Source organism: Streptomyces sp. NPDC033177, assembly GCF_055577715.1.
Genome location: NZ_JBVIPS010000010.1, coordinates 245,763 through 263,760 on the forward strand (window position 1 = coordinate 245,763; position 17,998 = coordinate 263,760).

The 17,998-nt window shown below is 71.2% G+C and carries 18 protein-coding genes; 6 read left to right on the forward strand and 12 right to left on the reverse strand.

The features are described from left to right. Positions 1 to 103 precede the first annotated feature (103 nt). The 5 genes from ACZ5U5_RS31885 to ACZ5U5_RS31905 all read left to right on the forward strand — a co-directional run bounded on the left by ACZ5U5_RS31885 (position 104) and on the right by ACZ5U5_RS31905 (position 5,968). Positions 104 to 1,024: an ABC transporter ATP-binding protein gene (locus ACZ5U5_RS31885; RefSeq protein WP_469028576.1), complete on the forward strand. Its 921-nt coding sequence runs from the start codon at positions 104 to 106 to the stop codon at positions 1,022 to 1,024. Next, a complete protein-coding gene (locus ACZ5U5_RS31890; RefSeq protein WP_469028578.1) occupies positions 1,021 to 2,631 on the forward strand; it encodes an ABC transporter permease in 1,611 nt (536 codons plus the stop codon). Before ACZ5U5_RS31885 ends, ACZ5U5_RS31890 begins: the two co-directional genes overlap by 4 nt. 160 nt (positions 2,632 to 2,791) lie before the next feature. Beyond that, positions 2,792 to 4,066: a sensor histidine kinase gene (locus ACZ5U5_RS31895; RefSeq protein ID WP_469028961.1), complete on the forward strand. Its 1,275-nt coding sequence runs from the start codon at positions 2,792 to 2,794 to the stop codon at positions 4,064 to 4,066. Next, positions 4,063 to 4,731 carry a response regulator gene (locus ACZ5U5_RS31900; protein WP_469028581.1) on the forward strand — a complete coding sequence of 223 codons (669 nt, stop codon included), beginning with the start codon at positions 4,063 to 4,065 and terminating at the stop codon, positions 4,729 to 4,731. Before ACZ5U5_RS31895 ends, ACZ5U5_RS31900 begins: the two co-directional genes overlap by 4 nt. Positions 4,732 to 4,750: 19 nt before the next feature. Then, positions 4,751 to 5,968, forward strand: coding sequence for a cytochrome P450 (locus tag ACZ5U5_RS31905; RefSeq protein ID WP_469028584.1), 1,218 nt, complete (start codon positions 4,751 to 4,753; stop codon positions 5,966 to 5,968). An 11-nt stretch (positions 5,969 to 5,979) separates the two neighbouring features. Here the strand turns inward: ACZ5U5_RS31905 and ACZ5U5_RS31910 are convergent, their stop codons facing one another. The 11 genes from ACZ5U5_RS31910 to ACZ5U5_RS31960 form a co-directional block, all read right to left on the reverse strand. Then, positions 5,980 to 6,858: an alpha/beta hydrolase family protein gene (locus tag ACZ5U5_RS31910; protein ID WP_469028586.1), complete on the reverse strand. Its 879-nt coding sequence runs from the start codon at positions 6,856 to 6,858 to the stop codon at positions 5,980 to 5,982. Positions 6,859 to 6,980: 122 nt separating this feature from the next. Beyond that, complete coding sequence (kynU, locus tag ACZ5U5_RS31915) at positions 6,981 to 8,192, reverse strand: kynureninase (protein ID WP_469028589.1); 1,212 nt, start codon at positions 8,190 to 8,192, stop codon at positions 6,981 to 6,983. Next, positions 8,185 to 9,006: a tryptophan 2,3-dioxygenase family protein gene (locus tag ACZ5U5_RS31920; RefSeq protein WP_469028591.1), complete on the reverse strand. Its 822-nt coding sequence runs from the start codon at positions 9,004 to 9,006 to the stop codon at positions 8,185 to 8,187. Before ACZ5U5_RS31920 ends, kynU begins: the two co-directional genes overlap by 8 nt. Before the next feature lie 158 nt (positions 9,007 to 9,164). Further along, a complete protein-coding gene (locus ACZ5U5_RS31925) occupies positions 9,165 to 9,578 on the reverse strand; it encodes a DUF3151 domain-containing protein (protein ID WP_361829148.1) in 414 nt (137 codons plus the stop codon). 78 nt (positions 9,579 to 9,656) lie between these two features. Continuing rightward, a complete protein-coding gene (fbaA, locus tag ACZ5U5_RS31930; RefSeq protein ID WP_451215145.1) occupies positions 9,657 to 10,688 on the reverse strand; it encodes a class II fructose-bisphosphate aldolase in 1,032 nt (343 codons plus the stop codon). A gap of 131 nt (positions 10,689 to 10,819) precedes the next feature. Continuing rightward, a complete protein-coding gene (gene pyrE / locus ACZ5U5_RS31935) occupies positions 10,820 to 11,371 on the reverse strand; it encodes an orotate phosphoribosyltransferase (RefSeq protein WP_351167044.1) in 552 nt (183 codons plus the stop codon). A 30-nt stretch (positions 11,372 to 11,401) separates the two neighbouring features. Then, positions 11,402 to 12,199 (reverse strand): aldose epimerase family protein, encoded by a 798-nt coding sequence (locus ACZ5U5_RS31940; RefSeq protein WP_469028594.1) that lies wholly within the window; start codon positions 12,197 to 12,199, stop codon positions 11,402 to 11,404. Positions 12,200 to 12,402: 203 nt separating this feature from the next. Then, positions 12,403 to 13,176 (reverse strand): SRPBCC domain-containing protein, encoded by a 774-nt coding sequence (locus tag ACZ5U5_RS31945; protein ID WP_469028596.1) that lies wholly within the window; start codon positions 13,174 to 13,176, stop codon positions 12,403 to 12,405. A 54-nt stretch (positions 13,177 to 13,230) separates the two neighbouring features. Further along, on the reverse strand, positions 13,231 to 14,799 hold the full coding sequence (locus tag ACZ5U5_RS31950) for a polyamine aminopropyltransferase (protein WP_469028598.1): 1,569 nt from the start codon (positions 14,797 to 14,799) through the stop codon (positions 13,231 to 13,233). Positions 14,800 to 14,885: 86 nt separating this feature from the next. Continuing rightward, positions 14,886 to 15,404, reverse strand: coding sequence for a DUF2617 family protein (locus ACZ5U5_RS31955; RefSeq protein WP_469028601.1), 519 nt, complete (start codon positions 15,402 to 15,404; stop codon positions 14,886 to 14,888). Positions 15,405 to 15,713: 309 nt separating this feature from the next. Continuing rightward, complete coding sequence (locus ACZ5U5_RS31960; RefSeq protein WP_469028603.1) at positions 15,714 to 15,962, reverse strand: hypothetical protein; 249 nt, start codon at positions 15,960 to 15,962, stop codon at positions 15,714 to 15,716. 167 nt (positions 15,963 to 16,129) lie between these two features. Between ACZ5U5_RS31960 and ACZ5U5_RS31965 the strand changes: the two genes are divergently transcribed. Continuing rightward, positions 16,130 to 17,338: a pyridoxal phosphate-dependent aminotransferase gene (locus ACZ5U5_RS31965; protein WP_469028606.1), complete on the forward strand. Its 1,209-nt coding sequence runs from the start codon at positions 16,130 to 16,132 to the stop codon at positions 17,336 to 17,338. 99 nt (positions 17,339 to 17,437) lie between these two features. Here the strand turns inward: ACZ5U5_RS31965 and ACZ5U5_RS31970 are convergent, their stop codons facing one another. Next, a complete protein-coding gene (locus ACZ5U5_RS31970) occupies positions 17,438 to 17,977 on the reverse strand; it encodes a type III secretion system chaperone family protein (RefSeq protein WP_469028609.1) in 540 nt (179 codons plus the stop codon). Positions 17,978 to 17,998: the final 21 nt, after the last annotated feature.

Sequence of the window (17,998 nt, forward strand, 5' to 3'; positions counted from 1 at the left end):
CCTGTGCGGTCGTGCGGACGGGCGGACGTCCGGTCCCTCTGTCGCCGAGTTTATACGCTTCCTTAACTTCACAAATTTGTGAAAGCCGCGTACGTTCTGAAACATGACGAAGGCAATCACCGTCTCCGGCCTGCACAAGTCGTTCGGCCGGACCCATGCGCTCGACGGCCTCGACCTCGATGTCGAGGCCGGTGAGGTGCACGGTTTCCTCGGCCCCAACGGCGCCGGGAAGTCCACGGCCATCCGCGTCCTGCTCGGCCTGCTCCGCGCCGACTCCGGCGCCGCCCAGCTCCTCGGCAAGGACCCGTGGAGCGACGCGGTCGAACTCCACCGGCGCGTGGCGTACGTCCCCGGTGACGTCACCCTGTGGCGCAACCTCTCCGGCGGCGAGGTCATCGACCTGTACGGGAAGCTGCGCGGGGGCCTGGACCGGGGGCGCAGGGCGGACCTCGTCGAGCGGTTCGAACTCGACCCGACCAAGAAGGGCCGCACGTACTCCAAGGGCAACCGGCAGAAGGTCGCCCTCGTCGCCGCCTTCGCGTCCGACGTCGACCTGCTGATCCTCGACGAGCCGACCTCCGGGCTCGACCCGCTCATGGAAGAGGTCTTCCAGGCGTGCGTCGAGGAGGAGCGGGAGCGGGGCCGCACCGTCCTCCTGTCCTCGCACATCCTCAGCGAGGTGGAGACGCTCTGCGACCGCGTCAGCATCATCAGGAAGGGGCAGACCGTCGAGTCCGGCTCGCTCGCCGACCTGCGCCATCTGACCCGGACCAGCGTCACCGCCGAGCTTGCGGGGCCGCCCAACGGGCTCGCGCGGCTGCCCGGCGTCCACGACGTCGACGTGTCCGGGCAAGGTGGTGCGGGCGGGCACCGCGTCACGCTCCAGGTCGACACCGACAAGCTGGACGCCGTACTGCGTTCGCTCACCGAGTCCGGGGTCCGCTCGCTCCTCTCCACGCCGCCGACGCTGGAGGAGCTCTTCCTGCGGCACTACCAGGACGACGCGGGGGCGGTCGCGCGATGACCGCCGTCACCGGAGCTCCGGGGTTCGCTTCCCGCACAACCCGTCAACTCGCGGGCACCGGGGTCCTGTTGAGGCTCGCCCTGCGCCGCGACCGCGTCATGATGCCGGTCTGGGTCATCGTCGTCACGGGGTTGGTCCTCTCGATGCCGGGCTCCCTGGAGAAGACGTACGGAACGGCCGCCGAGCGGGCCGACGCCATGCGGACGATGAACGCCAACTCCTCGATGCGGGCGCTGTACTCGCCGGTGTTCGGGGACTCCGTCGGCGCTCTGTCCGCCTGGCGCATCGGGGTCTACGCCGCGATCCTCGCCGCCGTGATGAGCCTGATCATCGTCGTACGGCACACGCGCGAGGAGGAGGAGACCGGCCGCCAGGAGATGCTCTCCGCCGGGATGGTGGGGCGGCGTGCGCCGTTGAGCGCCGCGCTGCTCGCCGCGTTCACGGCGAACGCGGCGGTGGGGCTGCTCGTCGCGGGCGGGATGGCCGGGCAGGGCTCGGCCGGGGCCCTCGCGCTCGGGCTCGGCGTCGCAGGCACCGGCATGCTCTTCGCCACCATGGCGGCGATCGTCGCCCAGCTCACGGAGAGCGCGCGGCTCGCCAAGGGGCTGACGTCCGGGGTGCTTGGGGCCGCTTACGTGCTGAAGGCGGCCGGTGATGCCGGGAGCGAGCGCGGGGAGTCCGTGCTGACCTGGTTCTCCCCCCTCGGCTGGACGGAGAACCTGCGGGCCTACGCCGGTGAGCGGTGGTGGGTGCTGCTCCTGATCGCCGCCGCGATCGTGGTGCAGGGGTCTTTCGCATACGGCCTGGCGGGGCGGCGCGACGTCGGGATGAGCTTCCTGCCGACCCGGCCGGGGCCCGCGAAGGGTGCGATCGGCACGGCGGGCGGGCTCGCGTGGCGGCTGCAGCGGGGCAGCGTGCTCGGCTGGACGCTCGGGTATCTGCTCGCCGGTGTCGTCTTCGGCGGGATGGTCGAGGGAGCGGCGGACATCGTCGGCGACAACGCCAGCACCCGGGACATCATCGAGCGGATGGGCGGCCAGTCGGGCCTCACGGACGCCTTCCTCGCCACGATGGTCGGCCTGCTCGGGATGGTCACCTCGCTGTACGTCGTCGCTTCGGTGCTGCGACTGCACGGCGAGGAAACGTCGCAGCGGGCGGAGCCGGTCCTCGCGGGCGCGGTGGGGCGGCTGCGGTGGGCCGGCGGCCACCTGGTGATCGCCTTCGGCGGTGCGGTGCTGCTGATGCTGGTGGGCGGGTTCGGGCTCTTCCTCGGGTACGGGAAGGACCTCGGGCCGATCCTGGGGGCGTGCCTGGTGCAGGTGGCGGCGGTCTGGGCGGTGGGCGGGCTCGCGGTGCTGCTTGTGGGGGCGTTCCCTCGGGCCGCGGTGGCTGCGTGGGGGGTGGCCGGGGTCTGCCTGGCGCTCGGCTGGATCGGCCCCGCGCTTGACCTTCCGCAGGTGGCGCTGGACGTCTCCCCCTTCGGCCACCTCCCGAAGCTGCCGGGCTCCACGATGGCCTGGGGCCCGGTGATCACTCTCCTCGCCGTGGCGACGGCACTGACGGCCACGGCCCTGTCCCGCCTACACCACAGGGACCTGACGACCTGACCCCGCGGCAGCCGCCCGGTCACCCCGTGTAGTACCTGCGACGGACCCCCGAGGACCCCTCCCTGGCGGGACGACCCCCTGGCTCCGTCCCCGTACCTTCGTAAGCGTGACCAATGCGACCAAGACCGCGACCAGCGGCAACCGCAGCCCGGAGTTCCGTATGGCCGCGGGCGCGCTCGGAGGACTTCGGCAGGACCTCTTCCGGGATGCCTTCGCCTACCGCCCGCTGCAGGCGATGCGTACGGACGGCCCGCTGACCCGGCGCCTCCCGGCCCGCATACGCCAGTACGCCGGCTGGACCCCGCACGCGGCGGTCCTGGCGGCCGCCTTCCTCACCTTCCTCGTCGCGTACGCGGACGACTCCGGCGGCCTCGACTACGTCCTCACCGGGCTCATCCCGGCCGCCGCCGTCGCCATGACCCTGCTCAGGCCCATCGCCGCCTGGTGGGTCCTGGTCGCGAGCACGCCCTTCTCCGGCGCCATCGGCACCCACTGGGACAGCGGCTATCCCTGGTCCGACAGCGTCTTCATCGCGCACCTCACCGTGATGACCGTGATCACCCTGCGGACCCGCCCCCGCACCGGAGCCTGGATGTGGGTGGGCACGGCCCTCTACGGCATCGCCGCCGAGGTCTTCCTCAGCCCGGGGTACTCGACCAACCTGCCGGAAATGCTCTTCTTCTCGGCGCTCGCCCTCCTCGCCGCCTCCCTCGTGCACATCCGCCGCGAGGCCAAGCACGAGGTCAGCGTCCAGCGGACCGTCACCGAGATGGAGCGCGGCAGGCGCACGCTCCTCGAGGAGCGGACGACCATCGCGCGCGAACTGCACGACGTGGTCGCGCACCACATGTCCGTGGTCGCCATCCAGGCGGAGGCCGCCCCCTACCGCGTCGAGAACCCGCCCCCGGAGCTTGAGCAGGCGTTCGTCACGATCCGCGAGAACGCCGTGGCCGCCCTGACGGAGCTGCGCCGCGTCCTCGGTGTCGTACGCGCGGAGGACTACGAGGCGCCGGACGCCCCGCAGCCCACGCTCGCCGACCTCGACCGGCTCATCGCGAACGTCCGCGAGACCGGCCTCGACGTCGAGAAGATCGTCACCGGAGCCGTCCGCGAACTCCCGCAGGGCGTCGAGCTCTCCGCGTACCGCATCGTCCAGGAGGCGCTGAGCAACACGCTGCGCCACGCCCCCGGCGCCACGGCCCGCGTCGAGGTCGGTTATGTGCTGGGAGGCCTCGGCCTGCGCATCGTCAATGGGCCCGCGACCGGCCTGGCCAAGCCCTCGCCCGGAGCGGGCCACGGCCTGACCGGCATGCGCGAGCGTGTCACGATGCTGGACGGCGAGATGACGACGGCGGAGACGGCCGACGGGGGCTACGAGGTCACCGTCTTCCTGCCGGTCGCGCACACGCCGGAACCCACCGGAGGCCAGGAATGACGATCCGCGTACTGATCGCCGACGACCAGATGATGGTCCGCGAAGGCTTCTCGGTCCTCCTCAACGCGATGCCGGACTTCGAGGTCGTGGGCGAGGCCGTCAACGGCCGCGAGGCGGTCGACCGCGTCCGCGAGCTCAGCCCGGACGTCGTCCTGATGGACATCCGCATGCCCGAGCTGAACGGCATCGAGGCCACCCGCGAGATCGTCGCCGCCGACGTCACGTCGAAGGTCCTCGTCCTCACCACGTTCGACCTGGACGAGTACGTCTACCAGGCGTTGCGGGCCGGGGCCTCCGGATTTCTGCTGAAGGACGCCTCTGCGCGCCAACTCGCGGACGGCGTACGGGTGGTGGCCGCCGGCGAGGCCCTGCTCGCGCCCTCCGTGACGCGCCGCCTCATCACGGAGTTCTCCAAGCTGGGCGAGACGCCGCGCCTCTCGGCGACGGTGCAGGCACAGCAGTACGGCGAGCTCACCGAGCGCGAGACGGAGGTGCTCGTCCTCATCGCCCAGGGCCTGTCCAACGGCGAGATCGCCTCGCGCCTCGTCGTCGCCGAGTCCACCATCAAGACCCACGTCAGCCGCATCCTGGTGAAACTGGGCCTGCGGGACCGTACGCAGGCTGCCGTATTCGCGTATGAGGCAAGGCTGGTCACACCGGGCTGAGCGCCATTACCGTCCCTCCATGGACGCGCCTGAATACCCCTTCGCCCCCTGGGCCCCGGAGTTCATCGCCGACCCGTACCCCGCCTACGCGCAGCTGCGGGCCGCCGGACGCGCGCACTACTTCGAGCCGACCGGCCAGTGGCTCGTCCCGCACCACGCCGACGTGTCCGCACTGCTGCGGGACCGGCGCCTCGGGCGCACCTATCTGCACCGCTTCACGCACGAGGAGTTCGGGCGGCAGGCCCCGCCGCCCGAGCACGAGCCGTTCCACGTCCTGAACGACAACGGCATGCTCGACCTGGAGGCCCCGACCCACACCCGCATCCGGCGCCTGGTGTCGAAGGCGTTCACACCGCGCACGGTCGAGCAACTCAGGCCCTACGTGGAGGGGTTGGCCGACCGGCTCGTACGGGATCTGGTGGACGACGGGGGCGGGGACCTCGCCGCCCGCGTCGCCGAGCCGCTGCCCGTCGCGGTGATCGCGCAGATGCTGGGCATCCCGGAGAGCGACCGGGACCAGCTGCGGCCCTGGTCGGCGGACATCTGCGGGATGTACGAGCTGAACCCGTCCGAGGAGACCGCGGGGCGCGCCGTCACGGCCTCGCTCGAATTCTCCGCGTACCTGCGCGGACTCATCGCCGCACGCCGCGAGAAGCCGGGCGACGACCTGATCTCGGGGCTCATCGCCGCACACGACGAAGGGGAGTCCCTCAGCGAGCAGGAGATGATCTCCACCTGCGTGCTGCTGCTCAACGCGGGGCACGAGGCGACGGTCAACGCCACCGTCAACGGCTGGTACGCGCTCTTCCAGAACCCCGCCCAACTGGCCGCCCTGCGCGCGGACCCCGAGCGCCTGATCCCCACCGCCGTGGAGGAGCTGATGCGGTACGACACCCCGCTTCAGCTCTTCGAACGGTGGGTCCTCGACGACATCGAGATCGACGGCACCGTGATCCCGCGCGGCAGCGAGGTCGCCCTCCTCTTCGGCTCCGCGAACCACGACCCCGCGGTGTTCACCGCCCCCGCCGAACTGGACCTGGCCCGCGCCGACAACCCGCACATCTCCTTCAGCGCGGGCATCCACTACTGCATCGGCGCACCCCTGGCCCGCATCGAACTCGCGGCGTCCCTAGGGGCGTTGCTGCGCCGGGCGCCCGGCCTGACGCTCGCCGCGGAGCCGGAACGCAAGCCCAACTTCGTGATCCGGGGCCTACGGGAGCTCGTCGTCGACGTGTGAGTCCGTCACCCTCAGAACGCCAGCTGCGCGATCTCCTCCGCCACCACCGCACACGCGTCGGCCGCCGGGTCGATCAGCGGGAAGTGCCCGACCTCTTCGAGCAGCGTCACCCCGACGACCTCGCCCGCCTTGGCCGCCGCGTCCGCGTACGCCTCGGCGACGGCCTGCGGCACGACGATGTCGGTGCGCCCCTGGACCACGGTCGTGGCGATGCCGGTCGGCAGCAGCGCCGCCGGGTCGGCGTGCGGCAGCCGCTCCTCGAACTTGCGCGCGCCGCCGAGGAGTTGAAGGGAGGCGTCCGAGCAGACGCCGAGCTCCTGTGCCGCACGCAGGTCGGCGATCGGCGCGAGGGCCACGACACCGCGGAAGGGGGCGGGCCTGCCGATGCGCCACGGGGAGCCCTCGGGCAGGACATGGCGGGAGGCGGCCCACAGGGCGAGGTGTCCGCCCGCGGAGTGGCCGGTGACAACGGTGCGGCGCATGTCGGCCACCGGCAGATGCTCCCGTACGAGACCCGGCAGCGCGTCGAAGGCGGCGGCCACGTCGTCGAAGGTCTCGGGCCAGCGCCCCGCGACGGGGCCTTCGCCCTGGGCGGGGATCGAACTGCCGCGGCGGTACTCGACATTGGCCACGGCGAAGCCGCGCCGGGCGAGGAAGTCCGCGAAGGGCGTGATGTGCAGGCGGTCGTACGGAGCGCGCCAGGCGCCGCCGTGCAGCACGACGACCAGCGGGGCCGGGGCGTCACCGCCGGTCCGGGGCTCGTAGAAGTCGACCACCTGGTCGGGGTGCTCGCCGTACGCGGCGGTGGCGTCGGGCGTGACCGCGGGGTGCGACAAGGCGGCGGCGGCCTCGGCGGCATCGCGGGCCACGGCGGCGGCGTCGTCCGGCATGCGAGGGCCTCTCTGCGGGGTTGGGTGCCAGGAGCTGGGGCGGGGTGTTCGTTCGATCTTCCCAGCGGGGTGTCCGTGCGATCTTCCCCTACCCCGCCCCTGCCCGGTAACGGCTGCCGCCGTCAGCTCGCGGAGTCGCCCAGCGTCCGGGCGAGCACGCCCGCCGCCCGCTCCACATCGGCGAAGCCGACGTACAGCGGCGTGAAGCCGAACCGCAGCACGTCCGGCGCCCGGAAGTCGCCCACCACGCCCTGCTCGACGAGGCGCCGCATCACGTCACCCGCGTCGCCACACCGCAGCGCGACCTGGCTGCCGCGCTCCGCGTGGGCGGCCGGGGTGAGCACCTCGACCCTGCCATCGGGGACGTAGGCGCTCACGCACTCGACGAAGAAGTCCGTCAGGGCGAGGGACTTGGCCCGTACGGCCTCGATGGACACCCCGTCCCAGACGTCGAGCGCCGCATCGAGCGCCAGCATCGACAGGATGTCCGGCGTACCGACCCGCCCCCGCAGGGCGCCGTCCGCCGCCTCGAACTCCGGCCGCATCCCGAAGGGCTCGGCGTGCGAGTTCCAGCCGGGCAGCGGGGAGTCGAAGCGGGCCTGCAGATCCGCCCGTACGTAGAGGTAGGCAGGTGAACCAGGCCCCCCGTTCAGGTACTTGTACGTGCACCCGACCGCGAGGTCCACGCCGTGCGCGTCGAGGCCGACGGGCAGCGCGCCCGCGGTGTGGCACAGGTCCCAGACCACGAGCGCGCCGGCATCGTGCACGGCAGCCGTCAGGCCGGGCAGATCGTGCAGCCTTCCCGTGCGGTAGTCGGCGTGGTTGAGCAGGACCACGGCCGTGCGCGGTCCGAGGACGTCGCGTACCTCGCCCGGGGCGACCGGCACCAGACGGCAGCCCGTCATCCGCGCGGCGGAATCGGCGATGTACCCGTCCGTGGGGAAGGTCGTCGCGTCAACGACGATCTCGTCCCGCCCCTCGCGCGGGTCACCCACCATGCGTACGGCGGCCACCAGCGCCTTGAAGACGTTCACGCTCGTGGAGTCGCCGACGACGATCTGGCCGGGGGCGGCGCCCACGAGCGGGGCTATGCGGTCGCCGATGCGCTCGGGGGCCGTCCACCAGCCGCTCTCGTCCCAGGAGCGGATGCGGAGTTGGCCCCACTGGCGGGTGATGACGTCTGCCACGCGGGCCTGGACGACCGCCGGGAGCGCGCCCAGCGAATTTCCGTCCAGGTAGACGGAGTCATCCAGGACGAACTCCGCACGCTTGGGGCCGAGTTCGTCGTCGGCGTCCCTCTTCGCCGCCTGCGCCTTGAGGTCGGCCTCAGACATGGCTCCTCGCAGTCCACAGCTCGGGGAACACGTTCTTCGTCGCGCGCTTCTCCAGCCACGCCACACCGGCCGAACCGCCCGTGCCCGTCTTGGAGCCCATCGCGCGCCGGGTCGCCACCAGATGGTCGTTGCGCCAGCGCCACACGAGCTCGGCGACATCCGTCATCACCTCGCCCAGGCGGGCGAGTTCAGAACTCTCGTCGCCGGAGTAGAGGTCGGTCCACACCTTCTCGACCTCGGGCGACGGCTCGTACTTCTTCGTCAGGTCGCGCTGAAGGACGGCATCCGGGACGGCGTGGCCGCGGCGGGCGAGCAGGGCGAGCACCTCGTCGTACAGGCTCGGCTCCTGGAGCGCCTTCTCCAGCTCCGCGTGGACGCGCGGCGCGCCCCGGTGCGGCACCAGCATGGACGCGGACTTGTCGCCGAGCAGGAACTCCATGCGGCGGTACATCGCGGACTGGAATCCGGATCCCTCGCCGAGCGAACCGCGGTAGGAGTTGAACTGGGCGGGGGTGAGCTGCGCCAGCGGGCGCCAGGAGGCGTTCAGCGCCTCCAGCTCGCGCAGGCTGCGCTTGAGCGCGGCCACGGCGGTGGGGATGTCGTCGCGGCGCAGGGCGTGCGTCGCGGTCTCCCACTCGTGCACGATGACCGTGAACCACAGCTCCATGACCTGGGTGGTGACCAGGAAGACCATCTCTCCGGGGTCATCCGAGCGCAGGTGCTGGAGGTGCGTGAGGACGTCCGCCTGGACGTAGTCCTCGTACGGGGTGGTTCCTGCGAAGTCGAGGTTCGGGGTGTCCGCCTCTTGGGACATCGCGATCTCCTTGATACGTACTCCGGGTAGCGGTCCGCCCCTGCCGTTACCGACACGGGGGCCCCGGTCCCCACCGGCATCCTCCGCAACATCCCACAAAACGGCAAGACCTGCCTGGTCACAGCGGCGTCCAGGCAGGTCATGCGCGTGTGCGGGGGCTAACCCAGAGTGTCCGCCGCCGTCTGGGAGGAATCCCTCAGGAAGCCGGCGCAGCGCTCGTACTCCTCCTGCTCACCGATCGACTGCGCGGCGCGGGCGAGGCCGTGCAGGGCCCGCAGGAAGCCGCGGTTCGGCTCGTGCTCCCACGGCACCGGGCCGTGGCCCTTCCAGCCGCTGCGGCGCAGCGAGTCGAGGCCGCGGTGGTAGCCGGTACGGGCGTACGCGTACGACTCGACGACGCTGCCCCGCTCGAACGCCTCGTCGGCGAGCTGCGCCCAGGCGAGCGAGGAGGTGGGGTACTTCGCGGCGACGTCGGCGGGCGCCGCCCCGTTCGCGAGCAGCTCGCGCGGCTCCGGGTCGTCGGGCAGGTGGGTCGGGGGCGGTCCCCCGAGCAGATCCTTGTGAATGGCCATGGGTTCCAGTCTGCTCCATACGCGTGCGGGCCCGGCACCCAGGGAAGGGTGCCGGGCCCGTACGGACCGCCGGGGCGGTTACTTCAGCTTCGTGCCCGTGGAGCGCAGGTTCGCGCACGCCTCGGTGACGCGCGTGGCCATGCCCGCCTCGGCGGCCTTGCCCCAGGTGCGCGGGTCGTACGTCTTCTTCGAGCCGACCTCGCCGTCGACCTTCAGGACGCCGTCGTAGTTCTTGAACATGTGGTCGGCGACGGGACGCGTGAAGGCGTACTGCGTGTCCGTGTCGAGGTTCATCTTCACGACGCCGTTCTCCAGGGCGGTCGCGATCTCCTCGGCGGTGGAGCCGGAGCCGCCGTGGAAGACGAAGTCGAACGGCTGCGAGCCCGCGGCCTTGCCGTGCTTGGCGGCGACGCCCTCCTGGAGGTCCTTGAGGAGCTCGGGGCGCAGGACGACGTTGCCCGGCTTGTAGACGCCGTGGACGTTGCCGAAGGACGCGGCCAGGAGGTAGCGGCCCTTGTCGCCCAGGCCGAGGGCCTCAGCCGTACGCAGCGCGTCGTCGACGGTCGTGTAGAGCTCGTCGTTGATCTCGTGCGTGACGCCGTCCTCCTCACCACCGGTCGGGGTGATCTCCACCTCGAGGATGATCTTCGCGGCGGCGGCCTTCGCGAGCAGCTCCTGGCCGATGGCCAGGTTGTCGGCGAGGGTCTCGGCGGAGCCGTCCCACATGTGCGACTGGAAGAGCGGGTTACGACCGGCCTTGACGCGCTCCGCGGAGACGTCGATCAGCGGACGGACGTACGTGTCCAGCTTGTCCTTGGGGCAGTGGTCGGTGTGCAGCGCGACGGTGATGTCGTACTTCGCGGCGACGATGTGCGCGAACTCGGCGAGGGCCACGGCGCCCGTCACCATGTCCTTGTTGTGCTGGCCGCCCAGGAACTCCGCACCACCGGTGGAGATCTGGATGATGCCGTCGCTCTCGGCCTCCGCGAAACCACGCAGTGCGGCGTGCAGCGTCTGCGAGGAGGTCACGTTGATGGCCGGGTAGGCGAACTTGCCTGCCTTCGCCCGGTCCAGCATCTCGGCGTAGACCTCGGGGGTTGCGATGGGCATGTGTCCGCTCCTTGTGATGTGCGGGTGTGTGCTTGGCCCTGACCTAAGGGGGCGACGTCATCGTCGCCCCCATCTTTCCAGATCCACCGGTCGGCTCAGGCCGCCCGCCGAATACTGGAACCGGTCCGGCTCTAGTCCAGGCCGAGGTCGTCCTTGGAGTACGCGAAGAGGTACGGCACCCCGGCGCCGTCGGTGATCTTCTCGCCGGCGCCGGTGGCGCGGTCCACGATGGTCGCGACGCCCACGACCTCGGCACCCGCCTCGCGCACGGCCTCGACGGCGGTGAGCGGGGAGCCACCGGTGGTGGAGGTGTCCTCGACGACGAGCACGCGGCGTCCCTTGATGTCGGGGCCTTCCACCCGGCGCTGCATGCCGTGCGCCTTGGCGGCCTTGCGCACGACGAAGGCGTCGAGGCGCTTGCCGCGGGCGGCGGAGGCGTGCAGCATCGCGCCCGCGACGGGGTCGGCGCCCATGGTGAGGCCGCCCACGGCGTCGAAGTCCAGGTCGGCGGTGAGGTCGAGAAGGACCTGGCCGACCAGGGGCGCGGCCTCGCCGTCGAGGGTGATGCGGCGCAGGTCGATGTAGTAGTCGGCCTCGAGACCCGAGGAGAGGGTCACCTTGCCGTGCACCACGGCCTTGTCCTTGATCTGCTGCAGCAGGGCGCCACGTACGTCGTCAGTCATGCCTGTCAGCTTAAAGCCGCGTACAGCGGCTCAGAGCCGCGTCCAGGTCCAGGTCGTCGACGCCTCCAGGGGCTCGATGGGGGTGACGAGGCGGGGCCGGGTGTTGAGCCCGTTCGGCGGCCCTGTCTGCGGCTCCACGCACACGGCGGCTTCCTGCTCGTCGTACACGACGACCCACGGCTCGCGGCTCTGCACCTTGAGCTCGATCTGCGCCGGCCAGGTCAGGGTGACGTCGACGCCGTCGGGCATCCCGAAGCAGTCGTCCCAGGGGCCGGGGGCGGGGGTGATGCGGTGGCCGGTGGGGAGGTGGTCGTCGCCGCGCTCCTCCTGCCAGGAGGGGGTGAAGTCGATCTGCACGTCCTCGCCCTCTCCCCCGAGGCTGCGGTTGAACCAGGGGTGCCAGCCCACCTGGGCGGGGAAGCTGTCGCCGTACGTCTCGATGCCGAGCGTGAGGGTGAGGGAGTCCTCGGTGAGGGCGACGATCTGCGTGACGCGGCCTTCGTAGGGCCAGGGGTCGGTCAGGTCGTACGTGAACACGGCCTCGCTCTTGCCTGCGCGGGCCGTGCGCCATGCGGCGTCCCTCGCGAAGCCGTGGATGGCGTGGGGCGGGGAGTTGAGGGGCATCTGGTGGGTCGTGCCGCCGTTGCGGAACCTGCCCTCGCGGATGCGGCCGGCCCAGGGGGCCATGGGGAAGCAGCCGTATCTGGCACCTTGCCTCAGCAGTTCCCTGCCGCCGAGCTTGAGGCTCCCCACTCGGCAGCCGTTGCCCGGCTGCACGGTAACTTCCGCGTCACCCGCGGTCAGTGTCACGTCTTCTTCGCTACTCACGGGATCGACCCTACGGCCAGAGATCTCTCCCCAACCCCGCCCCTTCCCGGCTGCATCGATTGGCGGCTCCGCCGCGCAGGGGGCTCCGCCCCCAGACCCCCGCTCCTCAATCGCCGGAGGGGCTGAATTTTCAGCCCCTCCGGCGTTTGAGGAGGGCCCTCGCGCCGAGCGAGTTTTCGGGAAGGGGCGGGGTTGGGGAAAAATCAGCGCCTACGCCGAAGCACGCGCCCCGCGACAATCGCCGAGGCCAGCACCACCGCGGCGGCAGGCGCGGCCCACCGCAGCGTGGCGGAGGTGGACATCGACTCGGCCGCGGGCGCGGGGGCGTACCGCCCCCGGGGCGGCGCGTGGTCGACCTCCTCCGCGCTCCGCCCGATCATCGTCCGCCGCGCATGCGCCGCCTCCGCGGGCGGCACCAGAATCTCCTCGACGTCGTCCTCCTCGTCGAACGACGACGGCGGCACCTCCGTCTCGAAGACGGAGGCCACCTCGACGGGCTCGGGCTCAGGCGCCGCGGGCTCCGCGGACTCCGGCTCGGCCGCCCGGCCGAGCCCCTCAGCGAACCGCTCCAGGAGCCTTCGCACCGCCCCCTCCACAGCCTGGGGAGAAGCCTCCGTGACGCGCCCCTCCCCCGCGCCCGTCCCGGCGAAGACCAGCCGGGTCCCGGCGCCGGCGCCATCCTCCTCGGCGGATTCGAGCCGCACCGTCAGCGAAAGCTTCACGGTGCCGCCGCCCCGCACCTCCACGCCCTCGCCCTCGATCGCGAAGGAACCGTCGCCGCGCGGAGCGACCCGCGCCGCGCCCCGGTACGTGATCGCGTGCCCGCCGACCCGCACCTTGAGACGGCCGGAGAGCGGCGACGCGGACTCGTCGGCGTCGCGCTGCAGTCCGGGCACCGCCCCGGCGACCTGCTCGGGGTCGTCCAGCACCTGCTGAAGACGGTCGACGGTAACCGGAACGAACACCTCATGCTCCATGGCAGTCGAGCCTACCCACGTGGCCGAGAACATGTACGCCAGTTCGTCAGTTCGTCAGTTCGCGTACCGCGGGTGGACCAGTGTGGAGGGGGTCAACCCCCGCATCCGCGTCCGTTCGGCGGACTCCACGCTCACCCGCAGCAGCGCCACCGTCCCGGGCGGCGCGAGGACCGGGCGGGATCTGGCCGCCAGGACGAAGCCCCAGTCGCGGGGAGCGGACGCGCCGGCCGGCTCCCGTTCGGGACCCGCCGCGAACCCGGAGATCCTGCCGTCCACGCGATACGGCGCGGTGCGCAACCCCGCCGCCCGCAGCGTGGCCTCCACCGTCCAGAAGACGCGGGGCCGGTCGGCCATCGGCCCCGCGTGCACGGCGAGGCGCCCGCCGTCGGCCAGGGCCCGCCACACCAGGCCGTAGAACTCCTGGGAGTAGAACTTGGCGCTCGCGGTGATGCCGGGATCGGGCAGATCGGAGATCACCACGTCGTACGTACGCGGGGGCGAGCGCAGCCAGTGGAAGGCGTCGGCGTGCACCACCCGCACCCGGCGGTCGCGGTAGACGTGTTCGTTCAGCTCGCTCAGCGCCGGGTCGTGGCGCGCCAACCGCACGACCCCCGGATCGAGTTCGACGACGTCCACCCGCCGCACCCCGGGGTGCCGCAGCACCTCGCGCGCCGCGAGGCCGTCACCGCCGCCGAGTACCAGCACGCGCGCGTGCCGCCCGGTCATCGCGGGGCCGACGAGCGCCCGGTGGTAGCGGTGCTCGTCACGGCCGCTGACCCGCAGGCGCCCGTCCAGGTAGAGATCCAAAGAATCGTGCCTGCCGCCGGTGAGGACGACTTCCTGGACGTCGGTCTGCACCGCGACCCGGACGTCCTTGCCGTAGACCGCCCGGCGGGCCGCCGTCTCGAAGTCACCGACGAGGACGGCGGCGGAGGCGAGCACGCCCAGAACCGTGACGTTCGCGACGAGGAGGACCCAGCGGCCGCGCACGCTCAGGTCGCGACGGAACAGACCGAACACGAGCGCGCCGCCCGCGATCACGTTGACCGCGCCGGTGATCAGCGCACCGCTCAACTGGCCGAGCAGGGGGAGCATGAGGAAGGGGAAGGCGAGTCCGCCCACCAGCGCGCCCACGTAGTCCGCGGCGAAGAGGTCGGACACGGCGCCGCTGGGGTCCTGCCGTCTGATCCGCTGCATGAGCACCATGAGCAGCGGCACTTCGGCGCCGATGAGCAGGCCGATGGCGAGCGAGAAGGCGACCAGCAGATACCGCGAGCCGCCCGCCCAGACCTCGCCCTGATCGCCGGTCCAGGCGAACGCCGCGTACAACGCCATCGCGCTCAGGCCGCCGACCAGCGCGAGCGCCGCCTCGACCAGGCCGAACCCGGCCGCGGCCCGGCACCGCAGGCGCTTGGCGAGCAGCGAGCCGATGCCCATGGCGAAGACCATCACCGAGAGGACCACCGACGCCTGGGTGACCGAGTCACCGATCAAGTACGAGGCGAGAGCGACCAGTTCGAGTTCGTACACCAGACCGCAGGCCGCGCAGATGAAGACGCCCAGCAGGACGAGGAACCGTCCCGTCCTGGGCGTCACCGGTAAATCCGTTGACGGCTCGATCATCCTGGAACGCTACGTCACCGGACTCGTACACCTGGTCACCCACAAGGGTGCATCTCGGCGTCAGAGGTGTATATGGGGCGCGACCGTCAGAGCACTGCCGGCATGCGCACACCCACGCGGGTGCGGGTCGCCACGAGTTGCCCGTCCTGCGGGTAGGCGTGCCAGGTGCGCCATTGCACCGCGCCCTCGTGCCGCTGCGCCAGCATGGCCGTGAACGCGTGCGGACTGCCGGGGAAGACCCCGGCGAGACCGTGCGGGTGCTCGGCCACCAGAGCGAGCAATTCCTGTGCCCGGCCCGCGAACTGGCCGCGCGAGAGGGTCTCGACGCGCGCCGCGAATTCGTACTCCCACGCGCCGAGGCGCTTGGAGACACCGAGCGGGAGCGGCGTACTGCTGCCGGGGATGCAGGCGACGGTCTCGGAACAGGTGCCCTGTTCCTCTTCGAGGAGCACTTGGTGCGAGGCCCCGAGGAGTCTCAGCTCCATGCGCGCGTCGGCAAGCTCCAGTTCGAGTGTGGCGAGTGCGGGCAGCGGCTCACGCCCAAGGGTCCAGGCGAGATCCGCGGCGCACGTGTCGGTATAGACAGTCTTCAGGGTCGTGAGCATGGGTCGGCTCCGCTAACACGCAATGGAGGGGGTGCCGGCGCACCCGGTCGGAGAACGGGTGGTCGGAATGCCGGCTCGTGCCCACGAGAACGTCCCTGGTGTCCAAGTCGTCCGTTCGAGGGCGGTGCTGACGGTTAAGAGGGAATCATGGACTGCTGCCCTGCCACAGCGCTTTTACCCAACTTCGGAGGGTTTCCACCCCCGCGGGGGCTGCACAGTTCAACTGTTCAATGACTCAACGACGAAGTGCCCGGCAGGAGTTGTCTCCCACCGGGCACTTCAACAGATGGACGGACCAGCTGCCCCGTGTCAGCTGCCTCCGCCACCGCCACAACCGCCACCGCCGCCACCGCCGCCGCACGAAGAGCTGCTGCCGCAGGACGAACCGCCACCACAGGAACTACCGCCGCTACCGCCGCCGCCACCGGCCCACCAGCCGCCGCTGGAACCGCTGGAACCGGCCGCCCCGGAGTGCGAACCGCTTCCGCTCCCGCGGCCGGCGTACACCGCGAGTGCGAGGACCAGGACCACCGCGACCAACACGAAGACCAAGATCATGACCTTCACGCCCCTTTCGTTCCCCCGAAGCAGGCCCCCCGTGGGTCCGCCCTTTTCCGTGCCGTTCTCGCACGTTGTTCTTGCATGTTGTTCTTGCGTGAAAGGGGAATGCCCTCCCGTAACCCGGCCCAAGCCGGAGTTGAGGAAGTCCAGAGGTTCGGCGCAGGATGGCGGCCATGACCTCCACATCCGGGAGCGGGCGCCCGCTGCTCAACCGCCGCCTCGCAGAGTTCGGCACGACGATCTTCGCCGAGATGTCCGCACTGGCGGTGAAAACGGGGGCCATCAACCTCGGCCAGGGCTTCCCCGACACGGACGGCCCCGAGGAGATCCGCGAGGCCGCGGTCCGCGCCCTGCGCGACGGCCGCGGCAACCAGTACCCGCCGGGCCCCGGCGTCCCCGAGCTCCGCGCGGCGATCGTCACGCACCAGCAGCGCAGGTACGGCCTCGCGTACGACCCCGACCGCGAGGTCCTGGTCACGGCGGGCGCCACCGAGGCGATCGCCGCGTCCCTGCTCGCCCTGGTCGAGCCCGGTGACGAGGTCATCGCCCTGGAGCCGTACTACGACTCGTACGCGGCGTCGATCGCCCTGGCCGGCGGCAAGCGGGTCCCCGTGACGCTGCGCCCGGACGCGGCGGAGGGACGCTTCCGCCTCGACCTGGACGAGCTGCGGGACGCGATCACACCCCACACCCGGCTGCTGCTCCTGAACACCCCGCACAACCCGACCGGCACGGTCCTGACCCGCGCGGAGCTCGCCGAGATCGCGCGGCTCGCGGTCGAGCGTGAACTGCTCGTCGTCACGGACGAGGTGTACGAGCACTTGGTCTTCGACGACGGCGAGGGCACGGAGCACATCCCCCTCGCCTCCTTCCCCGGCATGCGCGAGCGCACGGTCACGATCGGCTCGGCCGGCAAGACGTTCTCGTACACCGGCTGGAAGGTCGGCTGGATCACGTCGTCGCCGGAGCTCGTGACGGCGGTCCGCTCGGCGAAGCAGTTCCTCACCTACGTGTCGGCGGGCCCGTTCCAGTACGCCATCGCGGAGGCCCTGGCCCTGCCCGACGCGTACTTCACGTCCTTCGCCGAAGGCATGCGCGCCAAGCGGGACCTGCTGAGCGAGGGCCTGACGGCCGCGGGGTTCGACGTGTACCGCCCGGCGGGCACGTACTTCGTCACGACCGACATCCGCCGCCTGGGAGAGTCCGACGGCTTCGCCTTCTGCCGTGCCCTGCCCGAGCGCGTCGGCGTGGTCGCCATCCCGAACGCGGTCTTCTACGACCACAGGGAGGCGGGCGCACCATTCGTGCGCTTCGCGTTCTGCAAGAAGGACGACGTCCTTGCCGAGGCGGTCTCCCGGCTCAAGACGCTGTAGTCAAAAAAATTCCAGTGATCCCGGTCATGACCGGGACGACGAGAGCCCGGCCGGGATGACCCGGCCGGGCTCTCGTCGTGGCGTGACCAGTCGCGAGGCTCAGGCCTCGTCGTCGGGCTTGGTCTCACCCTCGGTGCCGTCGACCTCGGCCTCCAGGCCGAGCTGCTCGACCAGCCAGCGGTCGAACTCGATCGCGGCGCGGACCCAGCTGACCGTGGACGACACGAAGTGCTCGAGCGCGACGCCCGTGCCGATCAGCATCTGTGCCTCGCCGATGAGGCGGACGGTGCCGTCGTCGTGGGTGTGCGTGTAGACCTTCGGCCACAGGGTGCGGCGGTTCCAGTCGTCGATCGCCTCGAGAAGCTGCTGCTTCTCCTCGATCGCGTGCGCGCGGTCGTAGAACGTCCGCACCGAGAAGACCTGCTGGTCGTCCTCGCCACGGAACATGAAGTACGTGCGGAACTCCTCCCACGGCGCCGCGAGGTCTCCCTCTTCGTCGACGACGTGCTTGAGCTCCATCTGGTCCAGGAGCTGCTTGACCAGGTCCTGGTCGGGGACAACGGGGCCCGCCGGTCCATCGCCCTGCTGCGGTTCGGGCTGTCCCCCGAAATTCGGAATCGAGGACGGGTCGATGCTCACGTGCTTAGTCCCTTCGTACGG

What these genes read in the sequence shown, in the direction of transcription:
- ACZ5U5_RS31885 (WP_469028576.1), top strand. Translation starts at nt 104, where the DNA reads ATGACGAAGGCAATCACCGTCTCCGGCCTGCACAAGTCGTTCGGCCGG.
- ACZ5U5_RS31950 (WP_469028598.1), bottom strand. Translation starts at nt 14,799, where the DNA reads ATGATCGAGCCGTCAACGGATTTACCGGTGACGCCCAGGACGGGACGG.
- ACZ5U5_RS31905 (WP_469028584.1), top strand. Translation starts at nt 4,751, where the DNA reads ATGGACGCGCCTGAATACCCCTTCGCCCCCTGGGCCCCGGAGTTCATC.
- kynU (WP_469028589.1), bottom strand. Translation starts at nt 8,192, where the DNA reads ATGTCTGAGGCCGACCTCAAGGCGCAGGCGGCGAAGAGGGACGCCGAC.
- ACZ5U5_RS31910 (WP_469028586.1), bottom strand. Translation starts at nt 6,858, where the DNA reads ATGCCGGACGACGCCGCCGCCGTGGCCCGCGATGCCGCCGAGGCCGCC.
- ACZ5U5_RS31890 (WP_469028578.1), top strand. Translation starts at nt 1,021, where the DNA reads ATGACCGCCGTCACCGGAGCTCCGGGGTTCGCTTCCCGCACAACCCGT.
- ACZ5U5_RS31920 (WP_469028591.1), bottom strand. Translation starts at nt 9,006, where the DNA reads ATGTCCCAAGAGGCGGACACCCCGAACCTCGACTTCGCAGGAACCACC.
- ACZ5U5_RS31965 (WP_469028606.1), top strand. Translation starts at nt 16,130, where the DNA reads ATGGCGGCCATGACCTCCACATCCGGGAGCGGGCGCCCGCTGCTCAAC.
- ACZ5U5_RS31900 (WP_469028581.1), top strand. Translation starts at nt 4,063, where the DNA reads ATGACGATCCGCGTACTGATCGCCGACGACCAGATGATGGTCCGCGAA.
- ACZ5U5_RS31955 (WP_469028601.1), bottom strand. Translation starts at nt 15,404, where the DNA reads ATGCTCACGACCCTGAAGACTGTCTATACCGACACGTGCGCCGCGGAT.
- fbaA (WP_451215145.1), bottom strand. Translation starts at nt 10,688, where the DNA reads ATGCCCATCGCAACCCCCGAGGTCTACGCCGAGATGCTGGACCGGGCG.
- ACZ5U5_RS31895 (WP_469028961.1), top strand. Translation starts at nt 2,792, where the DNA reads ATGGCCGCGGGCGCGCTCGGAGGACTTCGGCAGGACCTCTTCCGGGAT.
- ACZ5U5_RS31925 (WP_361829148.1), bottom strand. Translation starts at nt 9,578, where the DNA reads ATGGCCATTCACAAGGATCTGCTCGGGGGACCGCCCCCGACCCACCTG.
- pyrE (WP_351167044.1), bottom strand. Translation starts at nt 11,371, where the DNA reads ATGACTGACGACGTACGTGGCGCCCTGCTGCAGCAGATCAAGGACAAG.
- ACZ5U5_RS31945 (WP_469028596.1), bottom strand. Translation starts at nt 13,176, where the DNA reads ATGGAGCATGAGGTGTTCGTTCCGGTTACCGTCGACCGTCTTCAGCAG.
- ACZ5U5_RS31960 (WP_469028603.1), bottom strand. Translation starts at nt 15,962, where the DNA reads ATGATCTTGGTCTTCGTGTTGGTCGCGGTGGTCCTGGTCCTCGCACTC.